This window comes from Parabacteroides sp. AF17-3 (assembly GCF_003635445.1).
Taxonomy (GTDB): domain Bacteria; phylum Bacteroidota; class Bacteroidia; order Bacteroidales; family Tannerellaceae; genus Parabacteroides; species Parabacteroides goldsteinii.
Genome location: NZ_QTMM01000012.1, coordinates 1 through 22,710 on the forward strand (window position 1 = coordinate 1; position 22,710 = coordinate 22,710).

At 41.4% G+C, this 22,710-nt stretch carries 13 protein-coding genes and 1 tRNA gene; 3 read left to right on the top strand and 11 right to left on the bottom strand.

What is annotated here, in order from left to right:
- Nucleotides 1-154: 154 nt before the first annotated feature.
- Together DWW91_RS16225 and DWW91_RS16230 are read right to left on the bottom strand one after the other, a co-directional pair.
- Nucleotides 155-2,179: a RagB/SusD family nutrient uptake outer membrane protein gene (locus tag DWW91_RS16225; RefSeq protein ID WP_122328341.1), complete on the bottom strand. Its 2,025-nt coding sequence runs from the start codon at nt 2,177-2,179 to the stop codon at nt 155-157.
- A 12-nt stretch (nt 2,180-2,191) separates the two neighbouring features.
- On the bottom strand, nt 2,192-5,392 hold the full coding sequence (locus tag DWW91_RS16230) for a TonB-dependent receptor (protein ID WP_122328342.1): 3,201 nt from the start codon (nt 5,390-5,392) through the stop codon (nt 2,192-2,194).
- 1,447 nt (nt 5,393-6,839) lie between these two features.
- On the opposite strand from DWW91_RS16230, the gene DWW91_RS16235 reads away from it, so the two are divergent.
- From DWW91_RS16235 to mazG, 3 genes are all read left to right on the top strand, one after another.
- A complete protein-coding gene (locus DWW91_RS16235) occupies nt 6,840-7,751 on the top strand; it encodes an RluA family pseudouridine synthase (RefSeq protein ID WP_007654625.1) in 912 nt (303 codons plus the stop codon).
- 25 nt (nt 7,752-7,776) lie between these two features.
- Nucleotides 7,777-9,852 carry a cytochrome c biogenesis protein CcdA gene (locus tag DWW91_RS16240; protein WP_122328343.1) on the top strand — a complete coding sequence of 692 codons (2,076 nt, stop codon included), beginning with the start codon at nt 7,777-7,779 and terminating at the stop codon, nt 9,850-9,852.
- 114 nt (nt 9,853-9,966) lie between these two features.
- Nucleotides 9,967-10,752: a nucleoside triphosphate pyrophosphohydrolase gene (gene mazG / locus DWW91_RS16245; protein ID WP_044214783.1), complete on the top strand. Its 786-nt coding sequence runs from the start codon at nt 9,967-9,969 to the stop codon at nt 10,750-10,752.
- Nucleotides 10,753-10,847: 95 nt separating this feature from the next.
- Here the strand turns inward: mazG and DWW91_RS16250 are convergent, their stop codons facing one another.
- From DWW91_RS16250 to DWW91_RS16290, 9 genes are all read right to left on the bottom strand, one after another.
- Nucleotides 10,848-11,321, bottom strand: a complete 474-nt coding sequence (locus DWW91_RS16250) for a hypothetical protein (protein ID WP_122328344.1) — start codon at nt 11,319-11,321, stop codon at nt 10,848-10,850.
- Nucleotides 11,322-11,369: 48 nt separating this feature from the next.
- Nucleotides 11,370-11,756, bottom strand: coding sequence for a hypothetical protein (locus DWW91_RS16255; protein WP_007654632.1), 387 nt, complete (start codon nt 11,754-11,756; stop codon nt 11,370-11,372).
- Nucleotides 11,757-11,802: 46 nt separating this feature from the next.
- Nucleotides 11,803-12,354: an RNA polymerase sigma factor gene (locus tag DWW91_RS16260; RefSeq protein WP_044214784.1), complete on the bottom strand. Its 552-nt coding sequence runs from the start codon at nt 12,352-12,354 to the stop codon at nt 11,803-11,805.
- 83 nt (nt 12,355-12,437) lie between these two features.
- A tRNA-Leu gene (locus DWW91_RS16265) sits at nt 12,438-12,519 on the bottom strand.
- A 170-nt stretch (nt 12,520-12,689) separates the two neighbouring features.
- The gene (locus tag DWW91_RS16270) at nt 12,690-13,619 is read right to left on the bottom strand and encodes a LamG domain-containing protein (RefSeq protein WP_122328345.1); all 930 of its coding nucleotides are present in this window, start codon (nt 13,617-13,619) and stop codon (nt 12,690-12,692) included.
- Between the two features lie 12 nt (nt 13,620-13,631).
- Complete coding sequence (locus DWW91_RS16275; protein WP_046145261.1) at nt 13,632-15,266, bottom strand: RagB/SusD family nutrient uptake outer membrane protein; 1,635 nt, start codon at nt 15,264-15,266, stop codon at nt 13,632-13,634.
- 16 nt (nt 15,267-15,282) lie between these two features.
- Nucleotides 15,283-18,297, bottom strand: coding sequence for a TonB-dependent receptor (locus DWW91_RS16280; protein ID WP_233584508.1), 3,015 nt, complete (start codon nt 18,295-18,297; stop codon nt 15,283-15,285).
- A 291-nt stretch (nt 18,298-18,588) separates the two neighbouring features.
- Entirely contained in the window at nt 18,589-21,732 is a 3,144-nt protein-coding gene (locus DWW91_RS16285; protein WP_122328346.1) for a GH92 family glycosyl hydrolase, read from the bottom strand.
- 60 nt (nt 21,733-21,792) lie between these two features.
- Complete coding sequence (locus tag DWW91_RS16290; protein WP_044246026.1) at nt 21,793-22,701, bottom strand: AraC family transcriptional regulator; 909 nt, start codon at nt 22,699-22,701, stop codon at nt 21,793-21,795.
- Nucleotides 22,702-22,710: the final 9 nt, after the last annotated feature.

A 22,710-nucleotide genomic window follows, 5' to 3' on the forward strand; every position in this document is an offset into this window, starting at 1 on the left:
CCTATTTACATTCTCTTGGACGAAATTTATTTCATGGATGTTTCATGATATATAGTTTTAAAATCAAGATTAAATTAAATGCAAGAAAACCCTGCAAGAGTTCTCCCGAATACTTGCAGGGTAATTAAGGTCTATTTAAATTATGTTGAATATACTATTCCAAAGCCGGTGCACTTGCCTTTGTCGGCCAGTAAGGATTCTGATACAAATTAGACGTTTCCAATTTTGAATCAGGAGAAGCTAATGTCAACTCAAGAACAGAATATGGTGATAAGTAATAAGCTTTTCTCCACTGATATCCATCCCAAACTTCATTGTTTTCTTTGATTACACGGTATGGGCGGATGTATTTGCTATCCTTTCTGTTTGAGATATTGGCATCCCCCTTGCCTTCAGCCTGTTCGATCAAGGCGGATTCGTCAGTCACGTTACCTTTCTCATCGACTTTCAAATAAGCTTCATCCTTATACATTTGCGTCCAGAAATTGACACCTTCAGGAATATATTTACCCATATTTTCAGGGAATAAGGCATCAAATGCTCTCCAACGGATCAAGTCGCCCTTTCTTCTTCCTTCGCCGATAAATTCACAACGACGTTCACGGCGAATGTTATACATAGTCGCATCCACTTTTTCGGAACCGGAATAAACTGCCCAGTCCGGTTCTTTTGAAAGATCGGTTGCTGCAATAGTCTTATTAAAATCAGGATCTATACCAGCACGTTCACGCAACTGTCTCCAATAAGATGCTGCCGTCCCATCAATTGATCCGTTTTTCAAATAAGAAGCTTCCAGATAGTTCAAATACGCTTCAGCGGCACGGGCTACTACAATACCGTTAGTTCCGCGTACGCCATTACGAATCTGTGAAAAATCATAGCAATAGTGTTTACGCTGACGGAACCCAGTACGGTCGCGGTGTTCGGTCAATGCCACAACTGTCGGTGCTTCAAAAAGATTTAATGAATCTTCATTGACTACAACAGTTGATTCACCAAACACGAACAACTGTAAACGTCCGTCGCGTCCTTCTTTTTGCAAATCAATTGTTACGTCACCTTTATATCCGGAATTGGCAGCATAGATCGGTAAACCGTTTTCCATCAGGAATGCATCTACATAACTTTTTGTCATACCGTTATTACCACCTTCCATGATATAAGCCATGAAACCATGTGTTATACTTAAGTCTGAATCAAACTGACGCCACATCAAGACTTCATCTAAAGAACTTGGATCAGGCATTGAAAACATTTCAAAATAAGGATTCCAACCGTAAATCTGGTTGATTGCCGGATTCAACACTTTTGTATTTTGTACCAGACTATGATTGTCTGCTACTTCTTTCGCTGCACTCATTGCTTCAGTCAGGAAGAAGTCGATTTCACTGTCGATGTTAAATGTTTTGCCTGCATTGTAAGCCATGTTCGCTCCCGGCCATCCGGATTCACCCGGTACACGCGGCGTACCTTTGTGGTATTTCTCGAATGTCGCTTCGTATAAAGCTACGCGCGATTTCACCAAAAGTGCCATTTCTTTACCGATACGCACCTTGTTGAATGCCGTACCCGGTTTTAACAAAGAGATGGCTCTGTCCAAATCTTCCAGAATAAAACGGGCTACTTCATTGCGGGGGGCACGTTTGCTGAATTCCACCAGTTCTTCTGTTTTATCTTCCGGTACAGTTGTAACGATGGGGAAGTCACCATAGGTGCACAGACGGTCGAAATAAGCAGTAGCTCGCAAGAAATAAATTTCACCTATATAATGGTTAATATCTTCCGTTGCACCGGAGATAACACCAGCTTCCTTCTTCGGCAATACTTGTTCAAGGAAGTAATTCATAGCACGGATCAGACTAAAATCAGGGCCACCAGAAGAAGGAACCAACCAACGATCTGCTGCAAAATAGCCTGTGTTGGCTTCACCTACTACCATATTGTCCGTATCACCGTCAACATTCAAAGGCCCGGCATTATAGGCTGCATCATTTGTTGCAATAAGAGAGGTGTAATAATTGATAGCATAAGCTCCCAATTCTTCAGCAGAATTAAAATATTGTGCAGGAGTAATGCTTGAAATCGGTTCCCTATCCAAAAAATCGTTACATGACGATGTCAGTATACCGCAAGCTGCCACTATAGGAAAAATATATATTTTTTTTAAATTCAGTTTCATAATCCTCATTATTTAGAAATTAACATTCAGACCTACAGAAATCGTTTTACACAGCGGATACAATTTACCGTCTCCCCAATCTCCACCTAATGTTTCAGGGTCAAATACACCGGTAATATCAGAAATAGTCAGTAAGTTATCTCCTGAAATATATAATCTGACAGAAGACATACCGGCCTTAGAAATCCACTGTTGAGGTAATGTATAACCTAACTGTATATTTTTCATACGGATATAAGCCGCATTCTGTAAGTATCCACTTTGACGTTGTTGGTTCTTACCTCCATCAAAGCTGGCACGCGGATAATAAGCGTTCAAATTAGCACCCAACGGATCATTTTCACCACGCCAGAAATCCCAGTGTTCTTTGAAACCGGCTGATTGCCACATACCACCGTTTGCCCCCCAGAAATACGGACCATCCAACCAATAATCACGTTTACCGATACCTTGGAAGAATACAGAAAAGTCAAAACCTTTCCAAGCTGCATCCAAAGTTAAACCGAAATTGTAACGTGGTGTACTATTACCGATGATAGAACGGTCACCCGGATTATCTACCGTATTACCGCCTGTGTTAACAACGCCATCACCGTTTAAATCTTTATACATCACATCACCTGGGCTCCAGCTCGATCCCCAACTCGGTTTATTGTTAGCCAAATGAGCATCCATCTGTTCCTGAGTCTGAGCAATACCCACAGTCGTATATCCCCAGATTTCATTCAACATTTTACCGCTGTAATGAGCGATATCTAATGATCTTGATTCATTCGGATATCTAGTTATCTTCTGTCTTGCATCAGACAAAACAAATTTAGCTCCATAACTAACATCACCTATACGATCTCTCCATGAGAGTTCCAACTCAAAACCGTATGATTTCATATCTGAGTTATTGATTTTCGGAGGAGTTGTCCCTAAAACACTTGGTAATTCAGGAGCCGGTCCGATCATATCATACGTATAACGTGTAAAGTAATCAAATGATCCGGTCAAACGGTTATTCAATAAAGACCAATCCAAACCAACGTCCCAGGTTTCAACTGTTTCCCAGGTCTTCAATGAACTTACGATTGATGGTAATCCGGCTACATTCGGTTTCAAACCATTTACCAACCAACGGCCATTAGCTGTTCCTACCGGCATAGTCTGATAGAATGGGTACCAAGCATCATTTGTATCCGTATTACCCAACTGTCCCCAAGAACCTCTTACTTTTAATGTGCTGAAAATATCAGACAGACTACCAAAGAATTCTTCACGGGCAATATTCCATCCGGCTGATACAGAAGGGAAGAATCCCCAGCGCTGATCACCGATAAAACGGGAAGATCCGTCATAACGCCCGTTCAACTCAACCATGTAACGATCTTTGTAATTGTAGTTGATACGTCCGAAGAAACCGGCAACTGAATTTTCGGCTTTACCGCCACCCACTTTTTGTTCAGATGTAGTTTGATTTATTGTAGGTACTTCCGGAGAGATGATCTTATCTCCTTGTCCATAAAGATTATCTGTTCTCGTTAATTCGGCATTAAACCCAACCATCACTTTGAAGAAGTGATCATTGATTGTTTTCTGGTAATCCGTATAAATATTTGTTGTAAAATAATCTTCTGTATACCTGCTTTCCGAAATGCGACTGGCTCCCGGTGAATAAGAAGCTCCGCCATCCCAGCTTATGGCATAAGGTTGGTTATTAGCATCGTATGCATAAACTGGCAACACTGCCCAGTGCTGATTGTTTGTATGCGTACGCATATTCCCATCAATATTGATTGTCCAATCTTTGATCGGTTCGAATCTTAAACCCATTTGTTGAGTGTAATAATTCTTTTGCTGTGTCTGTACACCACCTTCTTCCATCTGGGTCAACTCCATACCTTCGGTTAAATGTCCATTATCATCATATACCGGACAGGTCGGCCAGCGGCGAGCAATATTATGGAAGAACAATCCCGTCATATAAGTCGGACGATCGTAATCTTCACGTGTCCATTTACTTGTATAATTTAAAGTAACCCATTTTGCCAATTGAGCTGTTATTTTAGCATCCAATGTGTATCGCTGGAAATTATCCGATCCATGGCGTATCAAACCATTCTGATCCAAGAAGCTACCACTGACACGGTAAGTCAGTTTTTCCGTACCGCCACTTACACTTAAATTATGCTCGTGTGAAGGCGCCCAATTACGATATACTTCAGCAAACCAGTCTGTATTAGCATTAGCCCCACTATACATTTCCCACTTATTTTGAGAATTGGGAGTAGAAACGGTTGTTATCTTACCAGCCTGATAATCCTGAATACGCTGCATGACATCAGCACTAAATACCGGACTCTGACCAGCATTGGCAGCTGCTGCATTAAAATATTGTGCAAACTGATAAGAATCCATCATTTCCGGTATCTGCAAAGCATCTGTGAAACGAACATTACCAGAATAACTTACGTTGGTTTTACCTGCTTTTCCACCTTTTGTCTTAATCAAAATCACACCAAACGATGCACGCGAACCATAAATAGAAGACGCTGCAGCGTCTTTCAAAACAGAAACCGATTCGATATCATTCGGATTGACAGTATTCATATTACCTTCAATACCATCAATCAATACTAATGGTTTCGAACCGGAACCGTCACCGATAGTACCAGCACCACGAATATTGAAATTCATTTCATTATCAAGCGTACCACCACCTGAATTTACAGAAAAGTTCAAACCGGGAACTACACCTTGCAAAGCTTGCGAAACATTCTGAACCGGACGAGATTCGAGCACTTCTGCATCCACCATACTGACCGACCCAGTTAAATTAACCTTTTTCTGTGTACCAAAACCTACAACTACCACTTCATCAAGTGTTTGTGTATCTTCCTTAAGTACAATTTTAATAGGGCTTTGTCCTGTGTACTTCACTTCTTGGGTAACATAACCGATAAAAGAAATTTGGATCAAATCCCCTTTTTTAACATGAGATAGTTCAAAATTACCATTCATGTCCGTAACAGTTCCATTTGTAGTTCCTTTTACGACAACAGAAGCACCGGTTACAGGCCCAAACTCATCTTCAATAGTCCCTGTAAGTTTGTCTGTTTGTTGAGTAATAGTTGTTGCTGCACTCACTTCCATAGCATGAAGTTGCCCTCCATAAGAAAAGGCTAACGAAAGCAACAAAACACCAACGGTTTGCATTTTTTTTAGCATAGCATTACTTTTAATTATTAAAACTAGGTTAACTATAAGGAATAACTTATGTTAATCAAAAGATTATAAACTTTGACGCCAATCATATTTATATTTGTTTTTATATTAGTTCTGGTAGAACTCAGTCCTTATTTTTCAATACCCACAAAGTTTACAAGCCTGTTTCATTTACTTTAAAAACGTATGATTAGATTTTATTATAAAAGCTGATTTTCTTTTTGTTTTTTAAATATACCTTCTGTTGCTATTTTATTTTTTAAATATTTGAAAGGTTAAAATGTGATATATTTAAAAATAATATATATATTTGCACCGAAAACAAAAATAGTTCTACCAGAACTATGGTATTCCTTATTATATTCTATCTCTTGAAATTTCAGGGCAACCGCACCAAATTGTTTGAAAAGCCAACAGCAAAGACTTTTGGAGATCCAAAAAGCCCTCGTTTTTAGAAAAATCTATCTCCCAATGGAGTTTTATAAATTTACTTTCACCTTTCACCGTCTATAACATATTATAAAGCAGGTAATTGCAGTGAAGAAAGAGTGAGGGGTGAAAAAACGGAGATGTTTGTCACGAGCATCATACCAGTTTAGGAGGGATGAGTTCCTGGCTATCCAGGCGAGAATATATTGCACGATTACGAAAGAAAGGAGTGGAAAATATGCATTTCCCCACTTTTCCCATGCCTATGGGGATTTTTCCCCACAAGCATGGGGAATATGCCCCACCAATATGGGGAAAAGTCCCCACTATAGTGGGGAAATCTCTAACTTATCCAGCAATACATCATGTTCCACACCTTACGACATAAGAGGGGCAAACATCCCTTCCAATAAAAATAAAAACTAATACTATCTTAATATAATACATAACCCGACATTTAAGATATGTAAAATTATTATTACAACAACCACATCACATAAATATTGATTTTTAAGCATTACAAACATTCAGTTATTATCACTTCTTTATTAAAAAAAGGCACTGCTTTCACAAGCAACGCCTTTCTTTATATAACTAACCTGTAGAAACAAATTACATTCTATTTACTACAAACTAATTAGCATTCATGGTATTCTTTCCTAGCTATCGCAGTAGAAAAGATAATATTCATAAAGTTAACATAAACTAGTATCTTCTATAAAAATCCCAATAACATCATTTGTAATCATTGTCAATATTTTGTTTGGTGAAACAAATGTACATATTTTAAAATTAAATTCACAAATAATGGAAATCTGGTATTATAATAGAGAAGTCCAGCCTTATTTATCTTTTTGTCAACTTATTTTAGGACGGGAGGAAAGACGCGAACAAACACGTGCTGACTGTGAAAAAAATCACAAAATAAGGTATCCCTTACATATTAATAACTAAGATATACAAACACGGCTTGCAACATTCCGCAAATGCCAGTATCTTTGTAAATTATTTATTAAATAAAATGGGAAGACGCTCAGGTTACAAAGACACAAATCTCAAAAAAGCCCCTCGCGGACGCAAAGTAACGGTGAAGGAAGAGAATACATTGCTCCCTTTCCTGTTCGCATTGCTAAGTGAACAGAGCAAAAGTTCCGTCAAGGCTTTACTCAGCCACGGACAAATCTTGATAAACGGGAAGGTTACCTCCCAGTTCAACGCTCCTTTAGTGCCGGGAGACGAAGTCGAGATCAGTTACGAACGGGGAAAGGTGGAATTCAGCAACCCCTTGTTACATATTGTCTGGGAAGATGACGACCTGATCGTTGTCAATAAGAAAAGCGGGCTCATGTCCGTTTCCAGCGACCGTGTAAAGGAACGTACCGCTTATCATCTGCTCAGCGATTACGTCAAGAAGAATGATCCCCGGAGCAAGATTTTTGTCCTCCACCGGCTCGACCGGGATACTTCGGGACTGATGATGTTTGCCAAGAACCAACGGGTGCAGAAAGCATTGCAGTCGAACTGGAACTCGGCCATCACCCAACGTTCTTACGTTGCCGTAGTAGAAGGCCGCCCAGAGAAAGACCATGACCTGATCGTCTCGAACCTAGTTGAAAATGCCAAGATGCAGGTATATGTAACAGCCGAAGGCGACGGAAAGGAAGCCATCACCCGTTACCATGTGCTGCACAGCAACGGCCATTATTCTTTACTGGAACTCGACCTGGAGACAGGACGTAAAAACCAGATACGTGTCCAGATGGAATCTATCGGACATCCCATCGCCGGCGATTATAAGTACGGCGCAGATACTGATCCCGCCGGACGGCTGATGCTTCATGCCCGACGGCTCTTCTTTATTCATCCGGAGACAGGGGAAGAAATGCGTTTCGAAACACGTATCCCGGATGCTTTCGTTTCATTAGCTAAATAAACTAAGACAGAAATATAGACATAGTATGAAGAAACTCTTTAGTATCTTATTGCTGGTGTTCGTAACACTGGCCGTACAGGCTCAAATTCATCAGCCTGTCAAGTGGAAAATAAAACTGGAGGACTCCAAAACTGCCGAAAAAGAAATCGTATTCACCGCCACCATTGAAAAAGGCTGGCATCTGTACGATATGAACCTGCCCGAGGGGGGACCTGTTTCAACCTCGTTTACTTTTGAGACACTCCAGGGGGCCGAACTGATCGGACAACCGGTATCCAACATTAAGCCGACTGTCGTTTACGACGAACAGTTTGCCATGGACCTCCGTTGGTTCCCCGGTGCCGTAACCTTTACACAAAAGGTAAAAATACTCGACCCGAAGAAGTTTAAAATCGAAGGGGAAGTCGAATTCATGGTCTGCAACGACGAAACCTGTTTGCCACCCGACCGTGAGAGTTTTGCTTTCGACAGTAAAAACACGAAACTGACATTGCCTGCCGAAGCGCCTGTCGTGGAGAAAGAAGATGTTACAAAAGAACAGCCGGATACAAACCTCGTAGTGGAAGAAGGAAAAACCCTGACAACACCCGACCCGATTGCAAAAGAAGAAAAAGTAATCGTCAATCCGGAAAAGATAACCAACGCATTAACGAACGATGCTGCTTTATGGACACCGGTTATCGACGAGTTGAAAGCCTTTGGCGATACGACCGTTACGGCAACCGATACCTCCTGGCTGTTCATCTTCTTCGCCGGATTCCTCGGCGGATTGATTGCCTTGCTGACACCTTGCGTGTGGCCGATGATCCCGATGACGGTTAGTTTCTTCCTGAAACGTACGAAAGACCGGAAGAAAGCGATTCGCGATGCACTGACATACGGCTTGTCCATTATTGTAATCTACCTGGTGATGGGATTACTTATCACGGGTATTTTCGGGGCTAGCGCACTGAATGACTTATCGACGAACGCTATATTCAATATTATATTCTTCCTGTTGCTGGTTGTATTTGCCATTTCGTTCTTCGGAGCATTTGAAATGGTTCTACCTGCTTCATGGACAACGAAACTGGATAGCAAAGCGGATTCTACCACTGGTATATTGAGTATCTTCTTTATGTCGTTCACCCTGGTACTGGTATCTTTCTCCTGTACCGGTCCGATTATCGGAACATTGTTGGTTCAGGCTGCATCTATGGGAACGGCAGTCGGTCCGGCTATCGGAATGTTCGGGTTTGCATTGGCACTCTCTATTCCGTTCAGTCTGTTCGCCATCTTCCCGAATATGTTGCAAAGTATGCCTAAATCAGGCGGTTGGCTGAACTCCGTAAAAGTAGTACTTGGTTTCCTTGAACTGGCTTTGGCTTTGAAGTTCCTTTCCGTAGCCGACCTGGCTTACGGCTGGCGTTTGCTGGATCGTGAAGTATTTATCGTGTTATGGATTGTGATATTCGTTCTGTTAGGTTTCTATCTGCTGGGCAAAATCAAATTCAGCCACGACAGCGATGTGAAATATGTATCTGTTCCGCGTCTGTTTATGGCAATCATTTCATTCGCATTCGCAGTTTATATGGTACCCGGACTTTGGGGTGCTCCGCTGAAATCGATCAGCGCCTTCGCTCCTCCTTTGTACACACAGGATTTCAGCCTGTATGATGATGAAGTCCATGCAGCCTACGACGATTATGAAAGCGGCATGGCCAAAGCCAAACTCCTAAATAAACCGGTGATGATCGACTTTTCCGGCTTCGGTTGTGTAAACTGCCGCAAGATGGAAGCATCCGTCTGGACAGATCCGAAGGTGAAACAGATACTCGAAAACGATTATGTACTAATCACCTTGATGGTAGACGACAAGACTAAACTGCCGCATCCGATCGAAATCGAAGAACATGGCAAAGTCCGCAAACTGAAAACAATCGGCGATAAATGGAGTTATCTCCAGCGCAGTAAGTTCGGAGCCAACGCACAGCCTTTCTACATTCTGCTGAATGACGAAGGCAAACCGCTCGGCCCGTCTTATGCCTTCAACGAAGATGTATCGAAATACATACAATTCCTTGAAAACGGATTGAAAACGTTCAAAGAACAAAATAAATAATTAATCAATGTGCCGATATGCCAATGTGCCAATTAAGAAAGCTCCTGTACCGACAGAGTTTCTTCATTTTCACATTGGCATATCGGCACATTAACTTATTGGCATATTATTACAATGTCTACGAAACAAGAAAAAATGGAAGCCTTCGGGCAACTGCTCGACATTCTGGATGAGCTTCGGGTGAAATGTCCCTGGGACAGGAAGCAAACAAACGAGAGTCTGCGTACCAACACAATCGAAGAAACATACGAATTGTGCGACGCAATCATGAAAGACGATAATAACAATATCAAAAAAGAGTTGGGCGACCTGCTCCTGCATATCGTCTTCTATGCAAAAATAGGCGAAGAGAAAGAAGCCTTCGACATCAAAGACGTATGCGACAGCCTTTGCCAGAAGCTCATCTTCCGCCATCCGCATGTATTTGGTGACGCATCCGCCGATACGGCCCAGAAAGTAGAACAGAGTTGGGAACAGATAAAACTGAAAGAAAAAGGTGGCAACAAAACCGTACTGGAAGGTGTCCCCGCTTCCCTCCCGTCTGTCGTAAAAGCCCACCGTATCCAGGATAAAGCCCGCAACGTAGGTTTCGATTGGGAACAGCGCGACCAGGTATGGGATAAAGTTCATGAAGAGTTTACCGAACTGAAGGCCGAGATCGACAAAATGGATGCAGATAAGATGGAAGGTGAATTCGGAGACCTGTTCTTCAGCCTTATTAATGCCGCCCGCTTATATAAGATCAACCCGGATAACGCATTGGAACGCACGAACCAGAAGTTTATCCGCCGTTTCAACTATCTGGAAGATCATACCATCAAAGAAGGACGTTCACTGAAAGAAATGTCTTTGGAAGAGATGGATAAGATATGGGATGAAGCCAAATCGAAAGGTTTATAAAAAACAAAAGGGGAACCGACATCACGTCGCCACCCCTCCCTTAACTTAAACGCCAAAACTAAATCTAAACAAAAAACACAAATAATGATAATATTTTATTTTTTCTTGTTTTCATCTTTCCTATCGTCCGGTCCTTTCATAAAATTCCGTGCAAACTTATATTCTGCCCGCCGGTATTTATAAAGTTTCTCAGGCGATAATATCTTTTTGAATTTCTCGTAATATTCTTTTTCCAAAGCCGCTTCCTTCATCTTCACTCCGAGACATTCATCATTCACTTTCGAATAATCGGATTCAGTCGGTGGATTCTTATGCTTCAGATCCTTCGTCAGCTTACGGCATTCACGGCCAACTTCGAACATTTTTTGTTGTAACTCATTACACAACGGTATAAAAGCTGCTGCTTCTTCCGGTGTCAAGCCTACTTCAGCTGTAATGAAAGCATTTCGCTTTGCCAGAAAGGCCTCCTTATCAAAATGTCGATGTTGTTGTTTTTCTCCCTGCGCCAACACTTTCGAAGAGAACAAAACTGAAATCGCCACAAATGTAATAAAAAATATTTTGCTCATACAACTATTATTACAAAAATATGCTAATAACTTCTTTTTTTCGTCAATTTATTCGTAATTGCCCAATTCTTCTGCTAAAAGATAATCCGTATATTGGGCCTCCAGATACTCCAGGTATTCTTCATTCTCTGCTTCCATGATAGCAGTTTTTACTTCCGATGCATCTTTAGACTGTACTAACAATGTATCAGACTGGCTCTTTTCACCGTCGAAACCGACTATTGCTTTAAAGAACAACCCCAGTCCGGCAAATACAGCAGCCATATACAACCACGGACGGGCACGGTCCATCATGGAGACCTTTTTCGCCTCAGCCTTCGGTTTATCAGGTAACTGGCTCATTATATTAGCCGTGAGATCCTTCATATACCCGTCGGGCACAGTAAAAGGATTCTTTCCTTTAAAACGTTCCAGATTGTTTTGTTCTTTTTCCATACACTTCCGTTTTAATACACCTTTGACGAGCTTCGCCCCAAAAGGTTTAAATGTCTTTTGTTAAAAACTCCTCGACTTTTTTGACTGCATGATGATAAGAGGCTTTGAGGGCGCCGACAGAGGTTCCCAGAATATCCGACATATCTTCATACTTCATCTCGTCAAAGTATTTCATGGTAAACACCAAACGTTGTTTCTCCGGTAAAGTGAGGATGGCATTCTGCAATTTCAGCTGTGCCTCGTCACCGTCAAAATAGTCATCTCCCTTCAGACGTTCCAGCAAAAAGACATCGGTATCGTCGATCGAGACGTTATTCATATTCCGCTGGCGGTTCAGGAAAGTAATACATTCATTGATGGCAATCTTATACAGCCAGGTAGACAACTTCGCCTCTCCCCGGAAATAATCGATATTCGTCCAGGCCTTCAGAAAAGTATTCTGCAAAAGATCATTTGCATCGTCATGGCTCAGTACCATCTTTCGTATCTGCCAATATAACTTTTCCCCATAAAGATTCACCACCCAGGCAAAAGCATCCCTTTGCCGGGCCGGATCCCGTAGTTGTTCTACGATTTCATCTTCCGTATATTGCTGCATCCTCTCCATATTTGGCTCAAATATACAAAAAAGTACGGATATAAAAAAAGCGGGCAACTTTACAGTTGTCCGCTTTTCGGAAGTGCCCAGAACAGGACTCGAACCTGCACGCCTCGCGACACACGCACCTGAAACGTGCGCGTCTACCAATTCCGCCACCTGGGCATTTCATTACTTTCAGGTAAGCAATCTCTCGTGATTGCGGTGCAAAGGTAGTGTTTTTTTTTATACTGCAAAATATCTATGCTGTTTTTTTCCTATTATTTGAATTTTCAGTTTTTATAGTCAATATTCATTGTCCGTGTTCCCATGATAGGAACACAGACAATCTTCGTTTATTCTTCCGGATTCTCCCAAACGACATCTACTAAATTAACCGTATGATTACCAGTTTTATCAGTTATGGAAGTTCCAAGATTCAGATTTAACGGCCAATAAGCATTCAAACCGTCTTCTGTCCCACTAAAATCACAATTAATATCCGCAGCAACTTCTTCTGCCGTACGTACATCTTTCCATAGACTTAAATCCTGAATATATCCTCTCATATAACGATCAGAATAAGATGGAGCCGTACCTGCCTGCAAATCAGCGTTCGGAGTTACCTGTAAAGTACCACAAGATGAGTTACCAACCTTTTTCCCATCCAGATACAAAGCTATTCCGCCACCCTTCTGGTAAGTTGCAGCCACATGATACCAACGGTTCAACTCTAAAGAAGAAGTCTGACAACCAGTCCAGTTACCATCGTTAATATAAAACTGTATAACATTTCCACTACTTCTGAGCATCCAACCCGAGTTACCACTCTCACAAGAAATAACATTCTGATCACCACCGGCAAATTCGTTATATTTCACCCGACACTCTATAGAAAAACTTTCCGTCACATTCCAATCGCCGACTGGTCCCAAATTCATTTTAGAACCTAATCCGAAAAGAGGAACACCTGCTTTTACCGTATTAGCATAAAAGGCAGCAATAGCATCATCCAATATCTTCAATGCATTGGTATAGGCTTCATCCGATGATGAATTCTGAAGGATAAAATAGGCCCAATCAATACGGGTTTGTAAAATGTCTTTAGAACCCGGAGCTATACAACCTTCCTCATTTCCTTCCACCGACTCAGAGATAGAAGTTTCCGCTTTTTGAATACATTCGATCAAACCACTTCGGGCTAAAGAGTCATCCTCATCCTTACACGACAAGCAAATCAACATAAGGCTTGCCAAAAATATCATTGATATATACTTTGTTCTCATATAAATACATTTTTAATAACCATCATTCTGACCCAGCGTCGTCCAATCGGGCATACCATCAAATTGAGTCTGTGGTATCGGACGAACCTTATGAAAATCTTTTATATTACCTGCTGCATCCGGATTGTAAAGCTTAATATGATCAACCAGCTTACCTAGGCGCTTCAGATCAAACCAACGCTGAAACTCTCCAGCCAGCTCCCTTCCACGTTCATCCAGAATGAAATCGACAGTCATATCTTTTTCCGTTACTTCCATTTCCTTTTCATGACCGGATTTCGTAGCGCGGCTTCTAATTGTCATGATATCCCGAGCAGCACCCTGCAAATCTTTTTTCGTTGTACTTCTGATTTTCGCTTCTGCACGGATCAAATACATTTCAGCTAAGCGTAATACAGGATAATTTCTATCTGAATTGGTCGACATATCACCCGGACGTGTCTGATCATCGAATTTTGTCATACCGATAAATGTTTTACGATCGGTCGGAATACCTTTTGCATCATACAAGTCATTTACATCGAAAGCAGTATAACATTTTGCCATACGTACTTTTTCCTCTGCAGAGATCGGATCAATACTCAGATATAATGCCGTATCCTTATACAAGGTCTGCATATTGGGAAATGCCGAAGTATCATCAGTCGGATCATTATACAACCATACCCACTGATGTAAGTCGGACCAGCGCAAATCAGCCTCATGATTAAATAATGATATATAATATAATGTAGGAACTGCACCACAGCCACCATAACCAGTCCAACCGCATTCTGTTTTCACACCGGCAAAACGGTCGATAAACATGGCAAAATGTTGCCAGTAATAGCTTGGTTGTTTAAAAGACTCGTCTTCCACAAACTCTGTTGTCCAGATAAACTCTTTATTTCGTTTACTGTCATCCCATAAATCTTTCAGGGAAGATGAAAGTTCCAAACCATAAGAACCATCAATAACCTGCGACGCCATATCGGCTGCCTCATCCAGCTGTTCATTATAAAGATACATACGAGCTAAAAATGCTTTAGCAGAAGGCATATCTATACGTCCATATTCGGAAGTCCGCCGATCCGGTAACAGCTTGACAGCCTCTTCCAATCCCGAAATAATTTCTTTGTAAAAATCCGCACGGGGCGAACGACTAGCCGTCATCCCTTCATCCACATCCGTCGTACGAGGCAGATATGTATCTCCCCATGTTTCAGTTATTATCCAAAGGAACATAGAACGCATAACCATCATTTCCGCTTTATACTGATCTTTTTCCGCTTCATCGGCAAAAGGCGTACTGTCTATCGTTTCAAAAAAAAGATTGATATTTGCCATCGCCTTATAGCAGTGGTTCCACAACCAGGACACATTTCCGTTTGTTGCATCCAAACCATAATAATCACAGACTCCCATATCCGTAAAATTCCCTCCCCGAAGGAACAGGTCTGCCCCATGTTCTGTAAAAGCAGGCCATTGCCCACCACCGCCATACAGATTGTTTATCTTTGTATAGGACTGATACACCAATGCTTTAATACCATTCTCCTCACCAAAAATATCAGTTGTAGATCCGTACGATTCTTCTTTTAAAAAGTCTGAGCACCCTATTGTAGACATACATATGGCTACCAAACCCAATATAAATATTCTTTTCATACTTATTCGTTTATTATTAGAACTGAAGATTTACGCCAAAAATATAAAATGCTTCCCACCAGGAAATACCACCGGAATTTATGAACTTGCTATAATGAACAGGATCATTTGCCGTTGCATAAACACGTAGTTTTTTTACTACACTTTTATCATTGAACAATGTTTTCGGTAATGTATAACCGACTGTAATATTCCTGATATTAACATAGTTATTTTTATGATAGCCCACTGCACTCAGATATTTAACACTTTGACCGGCTACCGGACGAGGATTACAATTAGTCGGATTTTCCGGAGTCCAGTAATCAACTTTCACCGTATTCCAACGTCCCATTTCTGATGACCAGAAATCTGTACTATAAGTATCTCTCGCCAAAGCTCCGAATTCACCATAACAATCTACTGAGAAATCCAGGTCTTTCCATCGTCCATTGATCTGAAGTCCGCCAACCCAGTCAGGTCTGTTCGTACCCAGAATCATACGGTCATTCCCATCAATCTTCCCATTTCCATCCAAATCAGCCACTTTCACTTCACCCGGTTTCTGTCCGTAAAGTGCTGCAAGGCCCGCTTCTTCTTGTTGCCAAATACCCACTTGCTTATAATCGTAGAATACACCATTTACCGGATAGCCAACAAAAAGTCCGTTATTGATATCCTCTTTCATCTCAGGATCCTGAAGGCGAACCAATTCTTCCTTATTTCTATAATAAGTAAGCGTCGCCCCCAATTCTAAATCTTTTTTCTTAACAGCAATCCCCGACAAAGAAATCTCCAATCCCCGGTTACGGGTATCTCCCACATTATCCCAGGCACGGTTAAATCCTGTCGTATAAGGAAGTGTTTTCAAATAAAGCAAATCAAAACTTCTGGAGTCATACCAGTCAACAGATCCGTAAATACGCCCATCCAGAAAACCGAAATCCAATCCGATATCAAGCATCTTATTCTTTTCCCATTTCAAGTCGGGAGTCGGACGGGTATCAGGTTCCAGACCCGGATAATTAATTTCACCGGATTCTGTTTTAAAGTTGGCATATGTACCATAAAGAGTTCCGGCTGTCGCATAAGCAGCAATTGCATAATTGCCTGTCAAACCATAACTTGCTCTCAGTTTCAGGTTAGTGATCCAATCGATCGGCTTAATGAAATCTTCCTCAGAAATTCTCCAGGCGAGGGCTCCTGACGGGAAAGTTGCCCATTTATGCCCTTCTGAAAGCTGGGAAGCCCCATCTCCTCTGACTGAAAATGTCAACATATAACGATCATTATAATCGTACTGTACACGTCCAATATAAGATACCATCTGGGAGCGGGTAAAACTTGAAGACAATGTTTTCGAATCAACCAGACGCCCCATGTTATACCACAAATAAGCAGGAGATTCCTGTTCTTTACCCGACATACTCGAGTTAACAGTTTGCCTGTTCTGCATCTCCAGTACTCCGGATAAATTAATCGTATGTTTCTTTATGTCCAGCTTATAATTCAGAATATTATTCCACACCCAGTCGGCTTGCCGATTATTAGTCATACTGGCCACATTCCGTGTATCCTGATAAGAAACGCTTCTTTCATCATAATAATATCCTCTGGAAGAGAAAGCCGGATTATAGGCAAAATTCGTATTATAAGTAAAGTTTTTTGCCAGATTGATCTCTGCAAAAATCCTGAAAAAGATCTTCCATTCTTCCGTTTTATCCTTGTAGACTTCATCGCTTTCATTCAGATACGGATTCTTTACAAAAGGATCGCCAAACGGGTAGGTATTGTAAGAACCATCAGCATCCCTCACCGACGTCAACGGAGACATCCTGATTACCGTACCGAACACATCCGGTTTATCATTTTTAATTGTATAATAAGCACGGTTAGAGATTCCGACTTTCATAAAAGGCAATACCTGATGAGATAAATCGGTAGTCAGGTAAAAATTATTGTAGTTATTATTTTTATAACGACTATCGTCATTCCGGTAATTAAATGAGATTTTATACTGAGTTTTGTCATTTCCTGAAGAAATAGTAACCAGATGGTTGGTCCAGAAACGTTTCCGGTTAAAGTATTCGCCCGTCCAGTCCGTATTCATTTTTCCCATATTGGACAGTTCTGCTCCGGAAAAAGCTTTAGCATCATCAGCTTCGCTGTTCCATGTTCCGGCAGCTCGGTATGCTTCACGTTTGAATGCAATATATTCATCTGCATCCATCACTTCGAAAGAGCCCCAATCATTTACTCCGACTCCGGCAAACCCATCATAAGAAACAATCGTTTTACCTTTCTTCGCCTGCCGGGTTGTAACCAGAATTACGCCATTAGCACCTCTTGCCCCGTATATAGCGGTAGAAGAAGCATCCTTTAATACATCAATCGATTCAATATCACCGGGATTTATTGAAGCCAGCGTTTCATTATAAGGTATCCCGTCCAACACAATCAACGGGTCATTACTGGCATTTCGGGAACGTGTTCCACGGATTCGAATGGAACTACCATCCATTCGTATACCCGGAACTCCTACAAGGCTGGTCGTAATATCGTTGGCTGGTATTCTGCCAATCTTTTCTGAACTGATAGAGGCCACCGAACCTGTTATATCTTTACGTTTCATAGAAGTATAACCTGTGACAACAACATCTTCCAATCCGATAACGTCTTCCGCCATCACAATGTTGATCTCAGTACGACTTCCAATTGTTACCTCCTGGGATAACATTCCTAAATAGGAAAAGACTAGTATGTCTTTGGGATTCAGATTAGCAAAAGAGTAAGCGCCTTCCTCATCAGTAATGGTTCCGGTTGTACTCCCTTTTACACTAACATTGACACCAAACAAGGGCTCCCCATTAATATCTTTTACGATTCCAGACACATAATTGTCTGTTTTTAACACGGGGGGGGGGGTTAACATATGTTTTGATTCCGCAGCAACCGGCAGAACCAAAACCGACATGACTAGAATCATTGGAATTTTCATTCTTCGATTCAAATCCTGAACGAAAAGTTTAGACAATTGATTAACTTGTTTCATACTCTTTATTTTTAATTAGCAATAAATATTGTTAGATAAGAAGATTATATTATTTATATCACAAACCACGCATATTAACACAAGGCAACAAATACAAACATATAACAACATATTCAAACCTTTTATATCTGTCATAATATTTATCCGGGATTAAAGCCTACTACGAGTGCTCTCCCCTTTTATTTAAAGACAAAGTAAAAGATTCCATTTTACAAATTCATAATAAAATACTCCGATATTCTTATATTATCTTACTATATTATTAATTAGAATTTAGTTAAATAAATCAGACTACCGCTCTATTCCCCAGGAATAATCCGGTGTCGGTCCCATTTCTAATGTGAGAGTACCTCCTTTTAACAATTCGGAAGCCGGAAAACGGAAAGACTGGAGTTGCTTGCCATTCAGAACAGCACTCTGAACATATTTATTGACACGGGAAGCATTATGTGCTTCTATCGTAAATGTTTGCCCTCTGCCAAAACGTTCACCCAAATCAATGACAACCTTTTCATATAACGGACTAGCGATCTCATAAACAGGCTCGATGCTACAACCACCATCTGTCTGGAAGAGCCCTAGAGCAGCCATCACAAACCAGGCACTCATTTGTCCCTGATCTTCATCTCCCAGATAAGCATTTGCCATTCCGCCCCCGTAATAACGTTCAATTATAGAACGACTCCATTTCTGAGTTAACCAAGGTTGTCCCACCCAGTTAAACAAAAAGGCAAAATGCATGGACTGTTGATTTCCCTGGACTACCGGATAATCCCAGTACTGATCGTTGGGTGCATTGTAACGCCAAGGTTCACTCGCTCCGAATCCCCATTGAAGACGTTCAACAAAACGGTCTTTTCCTATCATTTCAGCCAAAGCCGGAACATTTTGGGGAACAAAATAAGTCAATTGCCAGGCATTTCCCTCCACATAATGATGGTTCGCACCTGAATGGAAAGGATCAAAATCTTTACTCCAACTTCCATCACTATTCCGCATTTGAGCATAACCGGTTTCCGGATTTATCGCATTTTTCCACCACGAACCCCGTTCTGCAAATAGTTTAGCATCCTCCTCTTTCCCCAATGCCTCAGCCAGTTGAGATACTGTCCAATCGTCATAAGCATATTCCAGTGTATTAGAAAAACGTCCGAGGTCTGCCGGAACATACCGGTGTTTCAGATAGGGCATCAAATCACGATTTCCCGCATAACCACCACAGACTTTCTGACTCGGGGTAGTCTGCATCTTTTTAACAGCAGCAAAAGCTTTTTCTCCGTCAAAACCACGAACACCCATTTGCCAAGCACTGATAATCAAAGGTATTTCATGTTCTGCGACCATTACCGGAATATATTCCATGCCAGCAGGACCTTTAGCCAACCAACCATTCGCATCATACATCGCCAATTGTGACTTTACCCAACGATTACTCCACTCCGGCGTCACCAGATTCCAAAACTGATTCAGATTCCAGAACGTATTCCAAAAAGCATCACATCCCAAAGCCACATCATCCGGATCTGAAAACCGACGGACCTTTTCATCGGCAGATACCCATTCTCCGTTTACATCGCTCCAGATATTACGGCTACACAATGCCCGATACATATTAGTATAAAAACGCACCTTCTCCAAACGGTCATTTGTCGAGATCAACACACGGTCAAACAAATCGTTCCATACATTTACCTGATTATTCCGGACCAGATCAAACTGCCAGCCAAAAGGTGAACTGATTTCTTTCTCCAGATTTTCAGCAGCATTTGCTATACTGACCAGAGAAATACCTGAACGCGCCTGTACTACCGGTGATTTTTTGGCATCAAACTGTAACCAGACACCGGCATTCTTTATATTTTGGGTTGCCAGATGTTCCGTCTTTTCCCTCTTCTCATTGATCCAACCACCCATCGATTCTATAGGCTGGTCAAACTCAATCACAAAATGAAGGGTATATTCCTGATCTGCATCAGAACTCCATACATATTTAGACAACTGATGACTGTAACCCTCGATACGAGTATCGCTGACTTTTTTTATTTCAACATCCTCTAATTGGTAATCATATTCAGCCGGGATATGCAGATCAACCAAGACCCGGGCACTATCCTTATCGGAAGGAAAAGTATATCGCTGAAAACCGCAATGAGTCGTGGCAGTCAACTCAGCTCTAATACCATAATCCGTAAGGTCTACCTTATAATAACCCAAAGGAGCTTCTTCCGTCAGTTTATCTATCCGGGAACGATAGCCTGAATCCGGGTCAGTTTCATCACCGACAATCGTTTGTAACGGTCCATTCGTCGGCATCATACCCAGCCCTCCCATCGTCCATTCGTGTATATGGCTAAAACATCCTACGCTCTCGAAAGTAGGCTGATATCCGGCCTGCCAACCGGCATTCTGATTATCAGGACTCAGTTTTACCATTCCGAAAGGCATCCAGGGACCAGGTGCAATCATCCAACGGGAATGGGCTGTGCCAATACGAGTATCTACATACCGGGCTAAAGTCTGAAGAGGCTGAGGCTTACGTTCCACCTTTCCTTTCTGTAATAATTTACCATCTGCCCGAACCTCGAAAGTACTGATCTGCGAAGATGCAACAGCCGGCATCGGAACTTCCAGGCAATAACGTGCTGTATCCAGCACAGTTGAAAATATCTCTTTTCCATCCAATTCGACAGCAAGAGCCGGCTGTCCTTCCAAATGTTCCACATCAACGAGCAAGGGCTGCTTATTTCCACTATCGGTAGCCACTTCATAATCGGCAGCCTTTACAGAACGAACGAATGCTTTTTCCGGATTCACCAACCGCACACGTGAAGGACCTTGCAAACCGACATGATCAAACAAAAGCCACGAACCTTCCAATACGGAAAGCGTGATGCTGTTTCCTCCCTCACGTAATACTCCTTTCTTCACCGGAATAGACAGATGAATAGGTTTCGCCTGACTCATATTCCCTGTAATAGAAGCATCGCTTCCTCCTGAAGTCAATTGAATCTTCTCTTCCTGACTATTATTAATCAAGACTTTTAACAAAGGAGGTTTATGAGGAGAATTATCAGCCAAATCAACGATCAACGACCACTCCCCTTTTTCCGGAATATTTTCCAATCCGAAAAGAATATTCACGTCATGTGTCCTTAAACCTGCGGTAGACCAAGTTCCGCCCCATTGATCGGCCGGACCGGGCAAAACATAAGGGAATGATTTTTTTACATCACTCTTCCCGACCAAGAAATATCGATCCTCAAAACCAAAGTCATTAGCCAGAAAATCTTTATACCGATCTGGTCCCAATGCCAATTCAACAGTAGAACTATCAGGGACACCTATATTCCAAATCTGTCCCTTATTGTCAGGTATTGTACAAGAGGTTACAGCCAGTACACACAGACAACTTGCCAAAAGTATTCTTTTTCTCATAACTGCAAAGATTATTTATGCAGCAAAAGAAGCGATCTTCAGCGAGTCCCGCAAGTCATATTATTCTGATTGAGTTATACTATGTTCTGATTCTTTCTTTCGATATACGGAAGGAGAGACTCCCATCACTCTTGTAAAGATACGCGAGAAATAGGCTGGTTCCTCAAATCCCAGTTTAATAGATATCTCATTCAATTTAAGATTAGTAAGCACTATATACTGACAGGCTTTCTGAATCTTCAACCGAATAAAATAATTAATCGGTGACATTCTCGTCTCTTTTTGGAAAAGCATTGAGAAATGTGATGGAGAATATTTAAAGTAAGTAGCTAATTGTTCCAGCGTCAGATTTCGTTCCACATTTTCCTGCATATAGTGGATCACTTTCGATGAGAATGAATATTCTTTATGAGTAGGTAAATTATAATAACGGAACTGTTCCAGATATATGAACGAACTCAGGAACATATAAAGGCACATACTGGAATAGATCATATATTCCTTTGTGTATCCCATAGAGAAACAACTGTATATCTCCTCGAATAACCGTATCCTGTCCTGAAGTCGCGAATGTTCTCCCGGCAAAATATCTTTGGGCATGTTGTAGGACGGGACAAACTCTTTACACAGTTTTCCTTTAAAATGAAGGAAATAGATGGTCCAGGGATCATGCTCGTCCGCTCCAAATGAATAAGGGACATCGGGTGGGATAATGATATACTGGTTTTCAACGACCGTATAAGTCTTTCCATAAATAGTATACCAACCCTTTCCTTCCGTACAATAGATCAGCATCGCATATTTAGAGCCCTGGTCCTTTTGTACATAATGATACTTTACCTTCGGAAAGAAACCGATTTTCCTAACATACAAATTTCCGATAAGCGGTTCGCTGCTGTACGAATCCAGTAATTCGTCCGGCAGGGAAACAAAACGTTCTCCTTTGAATCCTTCCTTAATCTTTATCATGGCTTTAAT

Excerpts from the sequence above, each read along its gene's own strand:
- DWW91_RS16225 (WP_122328341.1), bottom strand. The coding sequence starts at position 2,179 with ATGAAACTGAATTTAAAAAAAATATATATTTTTCCTATAGTGGCAGCT.
- DWW91_RS16230 (WP_122328342.1), bottom strand. The coding sequence starts at position 5,392 with ATGCTAAAAAAAATGCAAACCGTTGGTGTTTTGTTGCTTTCGTTAGCC.
- DWW91_RS16235 (WP_007654625.1), top strand. The coding sequence starts at position 6,840 with ATGGGAAGACGCTCAGGTTACAAAGACACAAATCTCAAAAAAGCCCCT.
- DWW91_RS16240 (WP_122328343.1), top strand. The coding sequence starts at position 7,777 with ATGAAGAAACTCTTTAGTATCTTATTGCTGGTGTTCGTAACACTGGCC.
- mazG (WP_044214783.1), top strand. The coding sequence starts at position 9,967 with ATGTCTACGAAACAAGAAAAAATGGAAGCCTTCGGGCAACTGCTCGAC.
- DWW91_RS16250 (WP_122328344.1), bottom strand. The coding sequence starts at position 11,321 with ATGAGCAAAATATTTTTTATTACATTTGTGGCGATTTCAGTTTTGTTC.
- DWW91_RS16255 (WP_007654632.1), bottom strand. The coding sequence starts at position 11,756 with ATGGAAAAAGAACAAAACAATCTGGAACGTTTTAAAGGAAAGAATCCT.
- DWW91_RS16260 (WP_044214784.1), bottom strand. The coding sequence starts at position 12,354 with ATGCAGCAATATACGGAAGATGAAATCGTAGAACAACTACGGGATCCG.
- DWW91_RS16270 (WP_122328345.1), bottom strand. The coding sequence starts at position 13,619 with ATGAGAACAAAGTATATATCAATGATATTTTTGGCAAGCCTTATGTTG.
- DWW91_RS16275 (WP_046145261.1), bottom strand. The coding sequence starts at position 15,266 with ATGAAAAGAATATTTATATTGGGTTTGGTAGCCATATGTATGTCTACA.
- DWW91_RS16280 (WP_233584508.1), bottom strand. The coding sequence starts at position 18,297 with ATGAAACAAGTTAATCAATTGTCTAAACTTTTCGTTCAGGATTTGAAT.
- DWW91_RS16285 (WP_122328346.1), bottom strand. The coding sequence starts at position 21,732 with ATGAGAAAAAGAATACTTTTGGCAAGTTGTCTGTGTGTACTGGCTGTA.
- DWW91_RS16290 (WP_044246026.1), bottom strand. The coding sequence starts at position 22,701 with ATGATAAAGATTAAGGAAGGATTCAAAGGAGAACGTTTTGTTTCCCTG.